This window comes from Paraglaciecola mesophila KMM 241 (assembly GCF_000315015.1).
In the GTDB taxonomy this organism is placed as follows: domain Bacteria; phylum Pseudomonadota; class Gammaproteobacteria; order Enterobacterales; family Alteromonadaceae; genus Paraglaciecola; species Paraglaciecola mesophila.
Window position 1 is genome coordinate 130,265 of record NZ_BAEP01000074.1, and the last position, 17,267, is coordinate 147,531.

General features: G+C 43.6%; 17 protein-coding genes. 9 read left to right on the forward strand and 8 right to left on the reverse strand.

What is annotated here, in order from left to right; genetic code table 11:
* Positions 1 to 3 precede the first annotated feature (3 nt).
* The 4 genes from infB to rpsO all read left to right on the forward strand — a co-directional run bounded on the left by infB (position 4) and on the right by rpsO (position 4,473).
* A complete protein-coding gene (gene infB / locus GMES_RS17870) occupies positions 4 to 2,613 on the forward strand; it encodes a translation initiation factor IF-2 (RefSeq protein WP_006994172.1) in 2,610 nt (869 codons plus the stop codon).
* Positions 2,614 to 2,720: 107 nt separating this feature from the next.
* A complete protein-coding gene (rbfA, locus tag GMES_RS17875; RefSeq protein ID WP_006994173.1) occupies positions 2,721 to 3,137 on the forward strand; it encodes a 30S ribosome-binding factor RbfA in 417 nt (138 codons plus the stop codon).
* A gap of 3 nt (positions 3,138 to 3,140) precedes the next feature.
* Positions 3,141 to 4,094 carry a tRNA pseudouridine(55) synthase TruB gene (gene truB / locus GMES_RS17880; RefSeq protein WP_006994174.1) on the forward strand — a complete coding sequence of 318 codons (954 nt, stop codon included), beginning with the start codon at positions 3,141 to 3,143 and terminating at the stop codon, positions 4,092 to 4,094.
* A 109-nt stretch (positions 4,095 to 4,203) separates the two neighbouring features.
* Positions 4,204 to 4,473: a 30S ribosomal protein S15 gene (gene rpsO / locus GMES_RS17885; RefSeq protein ID WP_006994175.1), complete on the forward strand. Its 270-nt coding sequence runs from the start codon at positions 4,204 to 4,206 to the stop codon at positions 4,471 to 4,473.
* A 194-nt stretch (positions 4,474 to 4,667) separates the two neighbouring features.
* Here rpsO and GMES_RS17890 read toward each other — a convergent pair whose 3' ends face one another.
* The 7 genes from GMES_RS17890 to GMES_RS17920 are packed head-to-tail and all read right to left on the reverse strand — an operon-like array spanning position 4,668 to position 11,669.
* Complete coding sequence (locus tag GMES_RS17890) at positions 4,668 to 5,048, reverse strand: hypothetical protein (protein ID WP_006994176.1); 381 nt, start codon at positions 5,046 to 5,048, stop codon at positions 4,668 to 4,670.
* The gene (locus GMES_RS17895) at positions 5,048 to 5,266 is read right to left on the reverse strand and encodes a DUF3820 family protein (protein ID WP_006994177.1); all 219 of its coding nucleotides are present in this window, start codon (positions 5,264 to 5,266) and stop codon (positions 5,048 to 5,050) included. The genes GMES_RS17890 and GMES_RS17895 overlap by 1 nt, the downstream gene beginning before the upstream one ends.
* Positions 5,259 to 7,055, reverse strand: a complete 1,797-nt coding sequence (locus GMES_RS17900) for an ABCB family ABC transporter ATP-binding protein/permease (protein WP_006994178.1) — start codon at positions 7,053 to 7,055, stop codon at positions 5,259 to 5,261. Before GMES_RS17900 ends, GMES_RS17895 begins: the two co-directional genes overlap by 8 nt.
* Positions 7,056 to 7,078: 23 nt before the next feature.
* Entirely contained in the window at positions 7,079 to 8,191 is a 1,113-nt protein-coding gene (locus tag GMES_RS17905; RefSeq protein WP_006994179.1) for a GGDEF domain-containing protein, read from the reverse strand.
* Positions 8,192 to 8,213: 22 nt separating this feature from the next.
* Positions 8,214 to 8,792, reverse strand: a complete 579-nt coding sequence (locus tag GMES_RS17910; RefSeq protein ID WP_006994180.1) for a PqiC family protein — start codon at positions 8,790 to 8,792, stop codon at positions 8,214 to 8,216.
* Between the two features lies 1 nt (position 8,793).
* The gene (pqiB, locus tag GMES_RS17915) at positions 8,794 to 10,458 is read right to left on the reverse strand and encodes an intermembrane transport protein PqiB (RefSeq protein ID WP_006994181.1); all 1,665 of its coding nucleotides are present in this window, start codon (positions 10,456 to 10,458) and stop codon (positions 8,794 to 8,796) included.
* A gap of 2 nt (positions 10,459 to 10,460) precedes the next feature.
* Entirely contained in the window at positions 10,461 to 11,669 is a 1,209-nt protein-coding gene (locus GMES_RS17920) for a paraquat-inducible protein A (protein WP_006994182.1), read from the reverse strand.
* A gap of 71 nt (positions 11,670 to 11,740) precedes the next feature.
* On the opposite strand from GMES_RS17920, the gene GMES_RS17925 reads away from it, so the two are divergent.
* The 4 genes from GMES_RS17925 (at position 11,741) to feoB (ending at position 16,129) form a co-directional block, all read left to right on the forward strand.
* Complete coding sequence (locus GMES_RS17925; RefSeq protein ID WP_006994183.1) at positions 11,741 to 12,232, forward strand: low molecular weight protein-tyrosine-phosphatase; 492 nt, start codon at positions 11,741 to 11,743, stop codon at positions 12,230 to 12,232.
* Positions 12,233 to 12,535: 303 nt separating this feature from the next.
* Positions 12,536 to 13,879 (forward strand): class II 3-deoxy-7-phosphoheptulonate synthase, encoded by a 1,344-nt coding sequence (locus GMES_RS17930; protein ID WP_006994184.1) that lies wholly within the window; start codon positions 12,536 to 12,538, stop codon positions 13,877 to 13,879.
* A gap of 83 nt (positions 13,880 to 13,962) precedes the next feature.
* The gene (locus GMES_RS17935) at positions 13,963 to 14,196 is read left to right on the forward strand and encodes a FeoA family protein (RefSeq protein ID WP_006994185.1); all 234 of its coding nucleotides are present in this window, start codon (positions 13,963 to 13,965) and stop codon (positions 14,194 to 14,196) included.
* 115 nt (positions 14,197 to 14,311) lie between these two features.
* Complete coding sequence (gene feoB / locus GMES_RS17940; protein ID WP_052013432.1) at positions 14,312 to 16,129, forward strand: ferrous iron transporter B; 1,818 nt, start codon at positions 14,312 to 14,314, stop codon at positions 16,127 to 16,129.
* Positions 16,130 to 16,203: 74 nt separating this feature from the next.
* On the opposite strand, the gene GMES_RS17945 is transcribed toward feoB, so the two are convergent.
* Positions 16,204 to 16,680 (reverse strand): NYN domain-containing protein, encoded by a 477-nt coding sequence (locus GMES_RS17945; protein WP_006994187.1) that lies wholly within the window; start codon positions 16,678 to 16,680, stop codon positions 16,204 to 16,206.
* A 369-nt stretch (positions 16,681 to 17,049) separates the two neighbouring features.
* Between GMES_RS17945 and GMES_RS22710 the strand changes: the two genes are divergently transcribed.
* Complete coding sequence (locus GMES_RS22710; RefSeq protein WP_006994188.1) at positions 17,050 to 17,217, forward strand: hypothetical protein; 168 nt, start codon at positions 17,050 to 17,052, stop codon at positions 17,215 to 17,217.
* Positions 17,218 to 17,267 lie beyond the last annotated feature (50 nt).

Genomic DNA, 17,267 nt, shown 5'->3' on the forward strand with positions numbered 1-17,267 from the left:
AATATGGCAGAAGTATCCATTGAAAAACTCGCCGCCGATATCGGCACTTCGGTTGACCGCTTAGTTAAGCAGTTTAAAGATGCTGATATTGTTAAAGCGGCAAATGAAAACGTGACTGAAGATGAAAAACGTCAGCTGTTGGATTATTTAAGCAAACAACATGGCGGTACGGGCTCTGAAGCGCCTAAGCGAATGACATTACAACGCAAAACGACCAGTACTCTGAATATGGGTAAGTCGAAAGCGGTCACGGTTGAAGTACGTAAAAAGCGTACTTATGTTAAACGTACTGATGTAGAAGAAGCACGTTTAGCAGAAGAAGAAACAGCTCGTGCTCTAGCAGAACAGCAAGCGCAACTTGAAGCTGAAAAAGCGGCCGCAGAAGAAGCGAAAAAAGCAGCTGAAGAGAAAGCGAAGAAAGCCGCTGAATCTAAAGCGAAAGCGGAAGCTGAACGTCTGGCCCGTGCTGAAAAAGCGAAAAAAGAAGCAGAAGCGCGTCAAGCCGAAGAATCAGCGTTAAGCCCTGAAGAAAAAGCAGAACAAGAGCGTGTTCGTACTGAAGCGGAAAATATCCGTAAGAAGCAAGAGCAAGAGTCTCAACGTAAGCTTGAAGAAGATGCGAAAAAAGCCGCTGATGAAGCGCGCAAACTTGCTGAAGAAAACTCACGTCGCTGGAAAGAAGAAGAAGAGCGTCGTAAGAAGCAAGAAGCGGAAGAAGTGCACGTGCACAGTAACCGTTACGCACAAGAAGCTGAAGACGCTGATGATATTAAAATCGAGCGTGGCGGACGTCGTCGTAAAAAGTCAAAACGCAATGCTGGTTCAGACCTTAAGCACGCGTTTAACAAGCCTGCGCAGCCAGTTGAGCGTATCGTTCGTTTAGGCGAAACGATTACGGTTAGTGACTTAGCTAGCAAGTTAGCCATTAAAGCGACTGAAGTCATCAAAGCGATGATGAAAATGGGCGAGATGGCGACCATTAACCAAGTACTCGACCAAGAAACAGCGGTACTCGTTGTTGAAGAAATGGGTCACAAATACGAATTAGTGAACGATAACGCGTTAGAAGACGAGTTGTTGGCAGACAAAATATCGTCTGAGTTAGCGTCGCGTGCACCGGTTGTAACGATTATGGGTCACGTTGACCATGGTAAAACATCACTGCTAGATTACATTCGTCGCGCGAAAGTTGCTGCGGGTGAAGCAGGTGGTATTACTCAGCATATCGGTGCTTACAGTGTTGAAACAGACAATGGCCGAATTGCTTTTCTAGATACTCCAGGTCACGCCGCGTTTACCGCTATGCGTGCACGTGGTGCCACAGCAACAGATATCGTTATTTTGGTTGTTGCAGCAGACGATGGTGTTATGCCACAAACAAAAGAAGCGGTTCAGCACGCGAAAGCAGCTGGTGTCCCTTTGATTGTTGCTGTTAACAAAATGGATAAAGAAAGCGCCGATCCGGATCGTGTTAAAACTGAATTGTCACAACTAGAAGTGATTTCAGAAGAGTGGGGCGGCGAACACCAGTTCGTTAATGTTTCTGCCAAAACAGGTGAAGGCATCGACGCGTTGCTTGAAGCAATTAGCTTACAAGCTGAATTACTAGACTTGAAAGCGCCGCCTACAGGCTCTGCTAAAGGTATTGTTATCGAGTCTCGCTTGGACAAAGGACGCGGCCCAGTGGCTTCTGTCTTGGTGCAAGAAGGTCAACTTAAAGCCGGTGATATCTTACTTTGTGGTATTGAGTACGGTCGTGTGCGCGCCATGCGTGATGAAAACGGCAAAGATGTTGCCATCGCAGGGCCTTCAACACCAGTAGAAGTACTTGGTTTGTCAGGTGTTCCCGTGGCTGGTGAAGATGCGTTAGTGGTACAAGATGAGCGTAAAGCTCGTGAAGTAGCGACTAAACGTAATGCTAAGCAGCGTGAAATTAAATTGGCCAAGCAGCAAAAAGCGAAACTTGAGAACATGTTTGCGAACATGGAAGCGGGTGACGTTAGCGAGCTTAACATCGTGCTCAAAGCCGACGTTCAAGGCTCTGTTGAAGCAATCTCTGATTCATTGACCAAATTGTCGACTTCTGAAGTGAAAGTGAACATAGTCGGCAGTGGTGTTGGTGGTATTACTGAAACTGACGCCAGCTTAGCGGCTGCATCTAGTGCTATTGTGGTAGGTTTCAACGTACGTGCTGATGCAAGTGCAAGACGCGTGATTGAAGCCGAAGAAATCGATTTGCGCTACTACAGTGTTATCTATAGCTTGATTGATGAAGTTAAGATGGCGATGACTGGTATGCTAGCCCCTGAATTCAAACAAGAAATCATTGGTTTGGCTGAAGTACGTGACGTATTTAAATCACCTAAACTTGGTGCAATTGCCGGTTGTATGGTGGTTGAAGGTACAATTAAACGTAGCAACCCAATCCGCGTGTTACGTGAAAACGTCGTTATCTACGAAGGTGAGCTTGAATCACTAAGACGCTTCAAAGATGACGTGCAAGAAGTACGTAACGGTGTTGAGTGTGGTATCGGCGTGAAGAACTACAACGACGTTAAAGTGGGCGACCAAATCGAAGTATTTGAAATCGTTCAAGTTGAGCGTGAACTATAATTCGCTAACATAAAATGTTAGCGCGTTATTAGTATTGAATTAAAACGGAGGCTTAGGCCTCCGTTTTGTCTTAACAAAAGCATCATTTAATGCTTTAGGAGATTAAAATGGCAAGAGAATTCTCTCGCACCGACCGTGTAGGTCAGCAAATCCATAAAGAGATCGCCAGTATTTTACAGAATGAGTTCAAGAATCGTGACCCGCGTTTGGGCATGGTAACTGTGTCTGCTGTTGAAGTATCTCGCGACCTAGCATATACAAAAATTTATGTGACCTTTTTTGAGAACGACGAAGAAGTCATGAACAACTATTTGTCGATCCTAGAAGAAAACAAAGGTTATATCCGCACTTTGCTGGCGAATCGCATGCGTATGCGTGCTGTACCTGCGATTAAATTTGTTCGCGATGGTTCATTAAGTGAAGGTATTCGTATCAGTAATTTGGTGGATGAAACACTAAACAAAGACAAAGAGCGCGCGCGCAATGCAGGTCGTTCTTTAGATGAAGACGAACAAGAGGATTAAGGCTTGGCTAGACGTCGTAAAGGTCGCGCAATAGACGGAATTTTGTTGTTAGACAAACCATTGGAAATTTCGTCAAATCAGGCGCTACAAAAAGTGAAACGTGCATTTCTAGCAGCCAAGGCAGGTCATACTGGCGCGCTGGATCCACTGGCTACTGGGATGTTGCCAGTGTGTTTAGGTGAAGCCACTAAGTTTTCCCAGTTTTTGTTAGATGCCGATAAAACCTATATTGTTACGGCTAAGTTAGGCGTAAGAACAACGACGTCAGATGCTGATGGTGAGATAGTTGATACTCGTGAAGTGAATGTGACTGAGCAGCAATTAATTGATGCATGTGAGACATTTAAAGGGCCAATCAAACAAGTTCCGTCAATGTTCTCAGCATTAAAGCATCAGGGCAAACCTCTGTACCATTATGCACGTCAAGGGATAGTCATCGAGCGAGAAGCGCGAGATATCACTATTTTCTCACTTAACATTACTTGCTTTGATGGTGATGAAGTAGACATGGAAGTGCACTGCAGTAAAGGCACTTACATACGCTCTTTGGTCGATGACCTGGGACAGCTTTTAGGTTGCTGTGCTTATGTGAGTAAATTGCATCGTACCGCTGTTGCTGATTACCCGAGCGACAAAATGGTGACTTTTGAAATGCTTGAGTCTTTGCTCGAAAAAGCCCAAGCGGAGCAAATACCCTTAACGGATATTCTCGACCCATTGTTAATTCCTATGGACAGCGCCGTAAAAGCACTGCCTAGTGTTGAACTCACACCTGCTTCAAGAGACTCATTTCTGCATGGTCAGCCAGTGCCTTATGTCAGTGAGGCCGCGATTGACCAAGGTACTCTGGTACGCACATATTGCACTGAAGACAACGTTTTCTTGGGTGTGTCAGAGCTCGATAACGATAACAAAGCCGCCCCTAAACGTGTTGTGGTATTTAACTCGCCAGCTTAGTAAGATTTGTCCTTGCTAAATAAACGGTAGTCACTATAATACGCGCTCCTTGGCATGGCTGAATTAGTGATCGGCCTGCTGTATTTTAGCTCTTATATTGGAGAAAGTTATGTCACTAACTACTCAAGAAACTGCAGCAATCATTGCTGATTATGGCGTAAAAGAAGGTGATACTGGTTCACCTGAAGTTCAAGTTGCATTGTTGACTTCTAACATCAACAAGCTTCAAGGCCACTTTGCTGACCATAAAAAAGATCACCACTCACGTCGTGGTTTATTACGCATGGTTAGCCAACGTCGTAAACTTCTTGATTACCTTAAAGGTAAAAACGTTGAGCGTTATCAAGATCTAATCAAACGTTTGGGCCTACGTCGTTAATTCGACAGCTTATTGCGTTTGAAAGAAAGCACCTTCGGGTGCTTTTTTCGTTTAAGAAGAATATTCCGGGCCGATAATGATGTCGGTATTAGTATTAGTATTAAAGTCATTGCTCAAGCGCTTTTAGCCTTTTAAGCGCGACTTTGTAAAAACGGTGAATCTATTTAGGTGGCGATGCAACTTTGTTCCAGCGGTTAACCAAGCAATGCCTGTTCGCGCTCTTGCTCTGTTAATACGTTGACGAAGGGAGTTCTGCGCCTGAGTTTGCGCATTTGAGGAGTGTCAGCTAGTACTCCTTCAATAAAGCTATCCGGAGTGTCATCAATACACTCCATCAAGCAGCTCCACACTAGGTAGCCACCGTGGCGTAATTGGCCATTGGCGTATCTTAATTCGATGGTGTCGATGACATGTTGACGAAGCTCAGGCTTTGCAATGAGCTTTTTTACCATCGCTTGATGCAGCGCTAATATCTGCTTATCAATATTTTCGTATTGAGCGCTATTACTTTTTCGAAGAGGATTTCTACGGGTATTGCGGCGCGCATGGTCGGCGCGAGAATGTGGTCTATTCATTATCTCAGTAGTGGTTGAAGCATGGATTCTAAACCATTGACTTTTACTTCGTGCATTAGGGCCAGTTGTTGTCCAAGTTTACCCTCGGGAAAGCCTTTTTGGCTAAACCAAACAAGATAAGGCTCGGGTAATTCCAGCAGCTTTCTACCGGCGTACTTACCAAAAGGCATGGTTTGATTGATGGCATCAACGAGTTGTTGATGTTGCTGTTCAGACATCTTTTGAGTTCACCTTTTGTTGTGTATTCCACAGATGGTAATACGGACCGTTGTTGGCCAAAAGCAGTGCATGATTACCTTGTTCTACCACGCGGCCATCTTGGATCACTATGATGCTGTCGGCATCCACTATAGTGGAAAGCCGATGGGCAATAACAATACTGGTATGCCCAACAGCAATCTCTCTAAATGCACTCAAAATAGCGTGTTCCGATTGACTGTCCAGAGATGAGGTTGCTTCATCAAATAGTAAGATGGGAGCACCTTTTAATATAGTGCGGGCAATAGCGACGCGTTGTTTCTCGCCCCCCGATAACTTCAGGCCCCGTTCACCTACTTTAGTGTCTTTCCCTTGAGGCAGGGCGTTGATGAAAGCGGATAGATGTGCGTGCTCAATGGCTTGGTAAACCTCCTCATCACTCGCTGACGGGTTACCGTAGCGGATATTCTCAAAAATACTGTCATTAAATAACACTGTGTCTTGCGGAACGATACCGATGGCTTGTCGCAATGAGGCTTGTGTCGATCGACTGACAGGTTGCTCATCGATATAAATTTCGCCACTATCGGCATTATAAAAACGAAACAATAATTTAATGATGGTGGATTTACCGGCGCCGCTTGGGCCAACAATAGCTACTTTATTGCCCGCAGGAACACGAAAACTCACGTTGTGTAAAATTTGTCTGTCAGGTCCGTAGCCAAAACTCACGTTTTCAAAGCGTACATTGCCTTTGCTGATGACTAGTGGTTTGGCATCTTGATTGTCGATAACACCTGGAGATTTACTGAGTAGGGTAAAGAGGTTCTCAATATTTGCTAATGCCCCTCTTATCTCGCGATACACAAAACCAAGGAAGTTCAGAGGCATAAAAATTTGCATAGTAAAGGCATTTACCAAAACAAAGTCACCAATGGTCATGGTGCCTTGTGCAACATAGTATGCAGCAACGGCCATCATGCTGGTCATGGCGATAGCGATAATGGTTGCTTGACCGCCATTTAGAGCAAAAAGCGACAACCTGTTTTTACGCCGTGCGGTTTCCCAGTCCGCTAAGGCGACATCGTAGCGCTTAGCCTCATAATCTTCGTTGTTAAAATATTTTACTGTTTCGTAATTCAGTAGGCTATCAATCGCTCTGGTATTACTAAGCGAATCGGCTTGATTGACCGCTCGCACAAATTCGGTTCTCCAGTGCGTTGCTCTCACAGAGAACCCGATGTAACCGATAACTGAGACTAAAATAATCGCCGCGAAGCTCCAGCCATAGTTGTAAAAAAGCACACCTACAACAGCCAGTATTTCGAGCAGGGTAGGGACAATATTAAAGACTAAGAAGCGCATCAGAAAACTTATCCCACTGGTGCCACGCTCAATGTCGCGAGACAAGCCCCCCGTTTGGCGATTTAAATGATAGTCGAGATCTAGTCTGTGAAGATGTTCAAATACTTGTAAGCTAATACGGCGCATAGCGCGTTCAGTAACACGTCCAAAAAGCGTGTCACGTATTTCCCCAAACAAGACGTTGGCTAAGCGCAGCAACCCATAGGCGGCAATGAGCGCAAAAGGAACAAGCACCAAGGCTTTTTCTGTATCAGGCGTGTTTAGGGTGTCAACGGCGTGTTTTAAGACAAAAGGTAGGCCGATACTGGCGACCTTGGCTGCGATAAGGCAAAGCATCGCAATAAAAACGCGGCGCTTGAATTCCAATAAATAAGGCCAAAGTTGTTTTACTACGCGCCAATTAAAGGGGACATCGTCAATTTGTGTGTGTTGTTTAGAACGCATGAGTCTCGTTATTCAGTAAGTGCTCAATCAGATTTTATTGAGCAGTTTCGACCATTAGACTTAGCGCGGTATAGATTTGTATCGGCACGGCTGATGGCGTGGTCCAGGCTATCCTGAGGATGCATTTGGTATATACCCAAGCTGACAGTGACGGTGAAACTATTTGAGTCTGCTTGATATTGTTGCTTAGAAACTTGAGCGCGTAGCTTTTCTGCTAGCGTAAAGGCTTGTTCTTGAGTAGTTTCAGGCAAGAGAAACAAAAACTCTTCTCCGCCCCAGCGAGCAACTGTATCTTGTTTGCGTAGTGCTCTGTCAAAAAGTTGACCAACTTGGGTGATGACATCATCCCCCACGTCGTGACCAAATTTGTCATTTACCCGCTTGAAATGGTCGATGTCACACATCATTAACGTTAAATTTTTATGGTGCCTTAACGTACGTTGGTGCTCGTATTCTAACTTTTCAAGCATGCCCCGGCGATTTTGTAATCCTGAAAGTGGGTCTAAGCGCGCCTGTTTTTCAAATTCGCGGCTAAGCTCTTGAAGTGTTTTAAATGAGCGCTGACGAGAATATTCATAGAACACGAATAATAAGCTGACTGTAATAAATGAATAGATAAGCCGTGAACTAAACTCGTCGCTGTACTCTGCCATTAAGAACAGGTTATTCGGATACTCTAATATCACAATAGCCACAAAAGCGAAGCATCCTAATTGGAGCAAGCCCCGCTTCAATCCGCCAAAAAATAGCACTACAGGTGGAACGATGTAAATCCACAGAGGACCGGTATTCTTAACCCCACCAGTGACTATTAGGTAGAGCATCAATAGCATTAATGCTCCTGTAACCAAGTTGGCCGAGACTTTATAGCCATTTTTACTTTGAAAAAATTTGAGAATCAAGCGGGAAGTGAAAAATAAAGCACTTGCTACCAACAAAGTCACACCAAGATAGAAGTCGTCATTTTTTAACCCGGCACTACGTACAAGGGCACTTACACCGAGCACAAAAGTGATGAGATAACCAATTAAGCCAAATAAGTTCGTAACTTGAATTTGTTGACGAACCGCTGGTGTGTTGCTCTTATTTGTGCCGGTATTTAGATAGGCGCTAAATAAACGCTTAACAATAAACATACTTGATCACTTTCCCTTTGTGTTACTCAAAATCGCCCACGATCTGAAAACTCAATTGCGATAATTGTTCTGCAAGTAACGCCACGCTATGACGATATCCTTCTTGGGCTAGGGCCGAGGTAAAAGAAAAACTATGCATTGATACATTTTGCTCATTTTTACCAGTACCCGTTTGCCAATATTGACCACTGCTAATGACCGTTCCCTGATCTGTCGGCATAAAATACTGAACGCTCACGATAAGATGCTCCTGACCCAAGTTTGCTTCAGGTGAATCATAAGCAACAAAACGTGTGGCTTCCGCATGCTGATTCAACCAGGCAAGCATCGTGTTATGTACACCATTTTGCAAATTTTCTGCCCATAAATCTAAGTCAGAGTAATACAGTTGATTACCCTGTATTTGCATCACTAGATTAGGTCGTTTGAGATGATCAGCAAGCTGTATTTTATCTAAAATAACTACCCTCTCAATCTTAGAATTTTCTACCGTGATCAAAGGCGCGTCGCTGTTTAATAAATAAACCTGTCTATTAGGGGCTGGGGGGGAACTACAGCCACCAATTAATATCATCGTTAAAAAAATGCTAAACATCTTCATACTATTTTCGCTCTTGCTGAGTGTTATTTTTTCTGATGCCAGGCTGTAAATAAGGCTTAGGCGCTTTATCAAAAATCAGACTATTAGGTGCTTGATTAAGCTCAAGAAGCAAAGGTTGTAATTCCCTTAACCTTTGCTGAAGTGTGTCTAACGTCTCGTTTATTTCATTATTGGTTCTAGAGCCCGAAGAGAAGCCACTTGTTAGCTCTTCGATCCCCTCCAGGGCGTTTGCTAATTTAGCGCTAACTTGTTGTTCTTTCATCTGCTTTAACGTGCCGGCAAAATCATCAGCGGTGCTATTCATGCTATTGGCACTTGCACTAATGTCGTCCATCATCTTATTGGCCGCTTCGGATAGCTGAATGAGATCCATATCATTAATGTTATCTAAAATGGCGCTGACCTTTTCAGTTATTTGTGAGAACTCATTAGAGATACTGGGGATCACCGGATAGTCTTGAAATTTTTCCATTTCAACAGATGGAACATTGGCATATTGTTCCAAGTTAACAAAGAGCGCTCCAGTGAGTAAATTGCCTGTTTGCAACGAGGCTCTAAAACCGTTTTCAACCCATGTTGTTATCTGCCGGTTAATAAATTCAATGCCAATATCGTCGTCTGTTTGCTCAACACGCCCAGGTTGAATGCCAATGACCACAGGAATGGCTACCCCAGCATCTAACCACTTTTGTTGGTTAGCATTGGGTGGGTTAATATCCAATACTTTACCTACTTTAATGCCTCTGTACTCAACGGGGGCACCCACGTGCAGACCCCGCACAGTATCTTCCACTAAAATCACAAATTTTGCTGATTCCTTGTAACGCTCTTCAGCAGCGGAGTCATAAGAGTCATGAATATTGAAATATGATCTTTCACTGACTTTATTACCTTGTGGCATACCTTCTGGAACTCCAAACGCAACACCATTGGTGATGAGTGTTTCGATACTGCTACTTTTCACTTTAAAACCGTTTGCGCCAATGTCCATCTCTACGCCACTGGTATTCCAAAACTTGGTATTCGTGGTGATTAACTTGTGATACGGCGCTTGAATAAACGTGTTGTAATACACAATACGTTCTTCGAAGTTAAAATAGATACTTTCAAACTCTCCGACCTTTAATCCTTTATAAATAACTGGGTCGCCTTCTTTAAAAGCAAATTCAGCATCACTATTGAGTGTTACGTGCAAACCAGGGGTTCCACTGGGCGTAATTGGTGGGGCAGAAAGCGCCACGAAATCTCGACTAGATGGCCCTTCTAAATTGGTAGACATATTTATATAAGTGCCTGACACCAAGGTATTCAAACCTGATATACCATTGAGCGATATACGCGGGTTGACGGCCCAAAATTCGGTACTCTCCCGCAACAGCCCTTCAGAATTTGCTGACATTCGGGCGGTAACGAGTACTTTCTGTAAATCCTCGGTTAATGCAATGGTTTTCACTTCACCGACATCGACGTTGTGCATTTTTATTTTAGTTTTACCGACTTCAAGACCAGATGCATTTTCAAACACAATATTAATGAGTGGCCCTTGGTTGCTCCATTGGTGATAGAACATCCAAGCACCCATACAAATTGCGACAATCGGCACCAACCATATTTTGGATATGCTTTTTACGTTTGTGATGTCAGCGGGTTCGCCATTTTCATGCATGATTACTGATCGCTCCAAATTAACTTCGTGTCGAATGATATTGCCGCAAGCATGGTTAAAATAACCACGGAGCAGAATGCGAGAGCGGCATAGCCAGGGTAAATACTCATGATATTTCCAAGTTGGATCAGACTAACTAAAATAGCGACTACAAAGACATCGATCATTGACCATCTACCGATAAACTCTGTAAATCGATAGCTGATCATACGCGTTTTTTTGCGGCCTGCGAATTGGGCTTGCACACTAAAGTTCAACCAGCATAATATGCACAGCTTCGCCACTGGCACCACAATGCTGGCAATAAAAATAATGGCGGCTATCGGGTATGAGCCCATTTTCCACAGTGTTATAACACCACCTAGAATAGTACTGGGCTCATCATCACCTAAAATATCTGTATGCATGATAGGCAGTGTATTTGCAGGAACGTAGAGTAAAATGGACGTCAATAGTAATGCCCATGTTGCTTGAATACTATGAGAAGGGGAATGCCGCTTGTGAACTTTCGGTAACGCGCATGATGTGGTGAGATACATTTGATGTTCGTCCATATACATCAGGGTGTAGGTCATACAAATGGCGAATAACGCGTATGCATAGAAAGACAAGCCAATCCCAATATCTGCCATAGACATTATTTTGACCAAGCTTACTAGCACAGCGACAAGAAATATTTCCACCATGGTCCAAGCGCGAAGCGCGAAGATAACTTTTAGTAGAGGCGCTGCATGTTGCGGCTTTTTCCCAAACAGCACAGGGATTAATAAATACAGTAAACAAAACAATATGGTCAGCGGCAACACGAGAATAACTGCACTTTGCAGTATAGCTAAGGCCATATAATCATTGTCAGCGAGACTTTCAATGCTGCTGAAAATATTAATTGAATGGTATTGGCCGTTTGCGCTGAACGACAAAAAATTAAAACTCAGCGCAGCAATCATGAGGACTAAGGCCGCTAACGAGAATGCAACCAACTTTTGAACCATATTCTGATAGTAGGTTGTGATAACATAATGGCATCGAGGACATTGGGCGCGCTGACGATGTACAAGGGGAGGTACTTCAACCAAGTAGCCACATTCGTGACACTGAACTTGTTGACAAGCCGTTGTAATCTTTATCGATTCATCCATACGTGACACATTTAATTTACAATATCTGTAGGTTACCAAAAAGCGCTCAAGTGTGGAAAGATAATCACGCATCCTAAGTCTTTTTAGCTAATGCTAGAATCTAGTCCTTTTATTATGTTCACTATTTTACGGGTGTTATTCAGGTGTTTGACAAAAAAGTAAAAAAAACTATCACATCAGTCCTATTTGTTTGTTTAGGGAATATTTGTCGCTCACCCACGGCAGAAGCGATATTTCGCCATAAAGCACTACACGCAGGCATGGCTATTGAAATTGATTCCGCTGGTACTCTTGGGGCACACATAGGCTCGCCACCAGACAAGCGATCACGGGCTGTGGGTGAAGAGCGGGGCTATAACTTTAAGAAAATAAAATGCCGTAAGGTAGACCTGAGTGATTTTGAACACTTCGATTACATTGTGGCCATGGACAAGCAGAATATGCAAAATTTGCTAGAAATATGCCCAGAAGAACATCAACACAAGATTGCTCTTATGATGAGTTTTTGTTCTTCACAAGAAGATGAGGTACCTGATCCCTACTACGGGGGCAAGCGCGGGTTTGAATACGTATTGGATTTAATTGAACAAGCATCGGACGGCCTGCTGGAACAGATCAAGCAGCGTTTCGCTTAGCATAAAAGAAGGTCGGTATTGAGGTAACTAATCTATGCGTTTGTTTCGGTTTGAGAATTTAACAACGCTTTGCTTAATAGTTCTGATTGAAAATGCTCGTGCTATCTGCTGAATTACACATTTATATGACTTACTAATATAACTGAACAGCGAATAATTGATTTTTATCGTCATTCTTTACCTTGAGCACATTTCATCTAGGCCGAGATAAGGTATGATTAAGAGTCACATTTGTATGTTGCTTACCAACCATTTGTGAACTAATTTTTCATTTCCTATTTTATCAATTTTTAAGGACACATTGTGAGCCAATGGCAACCTGATAGTTGGCGTCAAAAGCCAATTCTGCAACAACCTACTTACCATGATCAGCAACACCTAAAAGATGTAGAGCAAAAGCTTAAATCTTATCCGCCACTTGTTTTTGCCGCCGAAACGCGTCAATTGTTCAAGGAGTTAGGCCAAGTCGCTGACGGTAAAGGCTTTTTGCTGCAAGGTGGCGATTGTGCAGAGTCCTTTGATGAATTCAACGCACCGAAAATCCGCGATACATTCAAAGTTATTTTGCAAATGGCGATTGTGTTGACCTTCGCAGGCCGTTGTCCAGTGACAAAAGTTGCTCGTATGGCTGGGCAATACGCTAAGCCACGCTCCGGCGATTTTGAAACCATTGGTGATGTGTCTCTGCCTAGCTATCGCGGCGATATTATCAACAACTTTGAGTTTACTGAAGCGGCACGTACGCCAGATCCTCAGCGCATGCTCGATGCTTATCATCAAAGCGCATCCACTTTAAACTTATTGCGTGCGTTCGCTCAGGGCGGATTGGCAGACTTACATCAAGTAAACCGCTGGAACATGGCGTTTGTTGAAAATAACCCACTGAAAGAGCGTTACCAAGATGTGGCACGTCGTATTCAAGACTCGTTAGAGTTTATGGACGTGATGGGGATCAACACCAGTAATACCCCGACCTTGCACGAAACCAGTTTGTATACCTCTCATGAGGCCTTATTGCTTAACTATGAGCAAGCACTGACGCGTGTCGATACCTTGACTGACAAATGGTACAACTGTTCAGCGCACATGTTGTGGATAGGTGAACGTACCCGTCAACTTGATCATGCACACATTGAGTTCTTCCGAGGTATTCATAATCCAATCGGGGTTAAAGTAGGGCCGACCATGCAAGGCGATGAGTTAATTAAGCTCATCGATGCGCTAAACCCAGATAATACATCGGGTCGTTTGACCTTAATTACTCGCATGGGGGCAGATAACCTCGAGCAAAATTTACCAGCGCTACTGCGCCGAGTGAAACAAGAAGGGCGAAATGTTGTGTGGAGTTCTGATCCTATGCACGGCAACACCTTTAAGGCATCAAGCGGTTACAAAACGCGTAACTTCGACGCTATTTTGCGTGAAATTCAGCAGTTCTTCGCAGCACACCGTGCTGAGGGCACTCATGCCGGCGGAATTCATTTAGAAATGACCGGTCAGCATGTAACTGAGTGCACAGGTGGCGCGTATCAAATTGGTGATGATGACTTAGCTCAAGCATACAAAACCCAATGTGATCCAAGGTTAAATGCAGACCAAGTGCTAGAAATGGCGTTCTTGGTGGCTGACCATTTAAAAGTCGGGTAAGCAAATCGCATTGCACCCATAGCTAAATTTATGGTATTAATGAAAATAGTTTTCATTTGTATTAATTGTTTGGTGAGGGTGCGATGACACTTTGGGATGTCCCTGCAAAAAAATCTGCATTGATCAGTGGTTTAGACGCTTCTTTACTGCCAGCGGTAACAAACCGATTGTTAGAAATGGGTCTGACAGACGGTCAGTCAGTTCGTTGTTTAAGGCGCAGTCCTATGCGCGGGCCACTTGTGGTTCAAATTGGCGACTGTGTTTATACCTTAGAGCAGAGTATTGCTGACAAGGTTGCCATCAGTAGCCTTTCTTAATATTTCTTATTTCGTTTTTACCCCGATTCAATTATTCATTTTCCGCGGGTAAATACACAAGAGTAACCTTTACTATTTGGGCGTGAACCTAACGCTCATTCAATCAAGTTGTGTCATGAAAAATATTATTTTAGTGGGTAAACCCAACTCTGGGAAAAGTCTGTTGTTCAACCAATTAACTGGGTTACGTCAGAAAGTGGCTAACTTCCCCGGTGTAACCGTTGAGCTTAAAAGTGGTCAATTCGGTGAACATAGATTAATTGACTTTCCAGGCGCTTACTCCCTAAGCACGCTTTCTCGAGATGAAGAAATTGCGGTGGAAAAAATCCACGAAGCCATGCACGACGACAATACAGGTGTCATAGTGTGCAACCTTGACGCCACTCGATTAGAGCGAAGTTTGGTATTTGGGTTACAAGTGCGCGACCTAGCTAAACAACATAATAAAGCGTTGGTGTTTGCCTTGAACATGATTGATGAGGTTGAGCGCTTTAGCCACAACGTTGATTGTGAAAGGTTAGCGCAAGACTTGGGTGCCCCTGTGTTTCCTGTGTCGGCGAAAACGTTGACTGGATTACATGAATTTAAATTGGCATTACTAGACGTGGTCGCTCGTCCCGAAAACTTTGTGCCAACCAAAAGCATCGGTGCTGGGGATACCGTGTTCAGTATCAGTCGTCAAATAGCCAAACATTACGGCATTCACGCCGATATCGTATTAAAACAGCAAAACACAATTGATAGCTTCCTGCTTAATAGCGTGCTGGGGGGAGTGGCGTTTTTTGGCATTATGTTCTTGTTGTTTCAAAGTATATTTACTTGGGCTACGCCGTTAATGGATGGCGTCGAAGAAATCATTGGCTGGTTAGCCGTTGCCGTTACTTCTGCAATTGGACCTGGTCTTATCAACGATTTTCTGCAAGACGCCATTTTTGGTGGCTTGGGCTCATTTCTTGTTTTCGTGCCGCAAATAATGGTACTTACCTTTATCATCGGGTTACTAGAGGACAGCGGGTACCTTGCTCGCGCAGCGCTGATTTGCCATAAACCGTTGAGTTACTTTGGTTTATCAGGGCGTAGCTTCATACCGTACTTATCAGGTCATGCCTGCGCTATCCCTGCCATTATGGCGGCTCGCACCATTGAATCTCCTCGTAAGCGTTTGATTACCATGATGACCATTCCACTGATGTCTTGTTCAGCGCGCTTACCCGTGTACGCGCTGCTTATCGCTGTTCTCATTCCAGACACTACATACTTAGGTGGGCTTTTAAGTCTTCAGGGAACAGCATTTTTTGTACTTTACTTTCTCGGGATTGTCACCGCACTGCTAGTAAGCGTGCTATTGAACAAGTTTACCAGCAAGGATAATGACAAAGCCGAAATGCCCTTTATATTGGAGCTGCCCAATTATCGTTTACCGCACTGGAAGCCACTTTTGTTTCGAGTGCTCACCAGTGCGAAGCAATTTATTCGCAGGGCAGGGCCGGTCATTTTCATGGTGTCTGTGGTTATCTGGTGTTTAGGGTATTTCCCCAGTTCAGAGCATGCGTTAGAGGATTCTTATTTAGCCATGATTGGCCAGTGGATAGAGCCTATTTTTGCCCCTTTAGGCCTAGATTGGCGCTACGGCGTAGCCATTTTGGTCTCCTTCTTGGCAAGAGAAGTGTTCGTTGGGGCACTCGGGACCTTGTTCGGTATTGAAGGGGCCGATGAAAACATTGCTGGCCTTGCGGCGAACATTCAAGCTGACGGGCTAACCTTAGGCGCAGGACTCGGCTTACTGATATTCTATGTTATCGCTTTGCAATGCGTCGCTACGGTGGCAACCTTAAAAGGTGAAACGGGTAGCAAAAAAGTTGCTTGGGGATTGTTCGCTGGTTATGGTTTGCTAGCCTATGCTTCGGCCTTCGTTGTTTCGCATATTTTTTAATACTGCTTCATAAAAAGTTGCTAGTCTCAGGTGAATACAATAGCGCCTGAGGCTACTGACCGACAATATTGCTATCACTGCAACATTGCTGGCGTAATCTCAACAAACTCATCACAGGCGTTTACCAAAGCATTTGCGGTAAGCGCTGGTACGCCATAGACCTTCGTCCTTACATGGTGTTTGACTTTCACTGCCTTGAGTAATAAATCAAAATCCCCATCACCTGAGAGCAACACGACCGTGTCTACTTGCTGTGCAGCATCCAATACGTCAATAGTGATCCCCACATCCCAGTCGCCCTTTGCTGAGCCGTCACTGCGCTGAATAAAAGGCTTTAACTTAACGTTAAAGCCAATGTGCTTCAAAGCGGACTGAAACTTTTGCTGTTGGGTGTCATGACGTTCGGTGGCATAAGCATTAGCGATAACGATGTCACCTTGCTCACTTAAATGTTGCCAAAACTGTCGATAGTTAAATTGTTTTTGATAAGTATCACGGGTGGTGTAATAGATGTTTTGCACATCAACGAATACTGCAATTCTAGCAGGCATAATGAATTCTAATTAAGTAATAACCAATAGGGCATGATAGCACTAAATATTATTGAAATAGCTATTGCGTTTATACAATAAGTGCTGTAACGTGCTGCCTTGCTTATAAATCATCCTCCGCATTTATAATGCAAGGTTACCATATCGGTAACATTGTTAATGTCTTGTCTTACCTTGATCCAGTCAGCCAGCATTTAAAAAAACAAAAATATTAAGCTGAATTATTGAACGGCGAATAAGCGAGCATGTGCTTGCTGTTTATCACTCCTAGACTCATATAAAGTCGTAAAGTTATCGTCAAATCTATAGTGAAGCTTCGTTGAATTTCGCGCGTCAACATTATCGCGCTAATTGAAAGAGAGTTTTATTATGTCTTATTTATACAACGGTTCTCAGATCCGTGTAATGCACCCAGTGCATTCGATTTCTGTAAACAAACAAAGCGTAGCATTTGCCGATAAGCAAGGTCGTCAAAACACTAAATTTGCTAATGCAAATGAAGCAAAGCAATTTGTTAAATGGTTAGTTAACACCTAATCAATATTTGCTTATACAGCTGTCTGTATAAGCTAATTGAATCCAAAAAA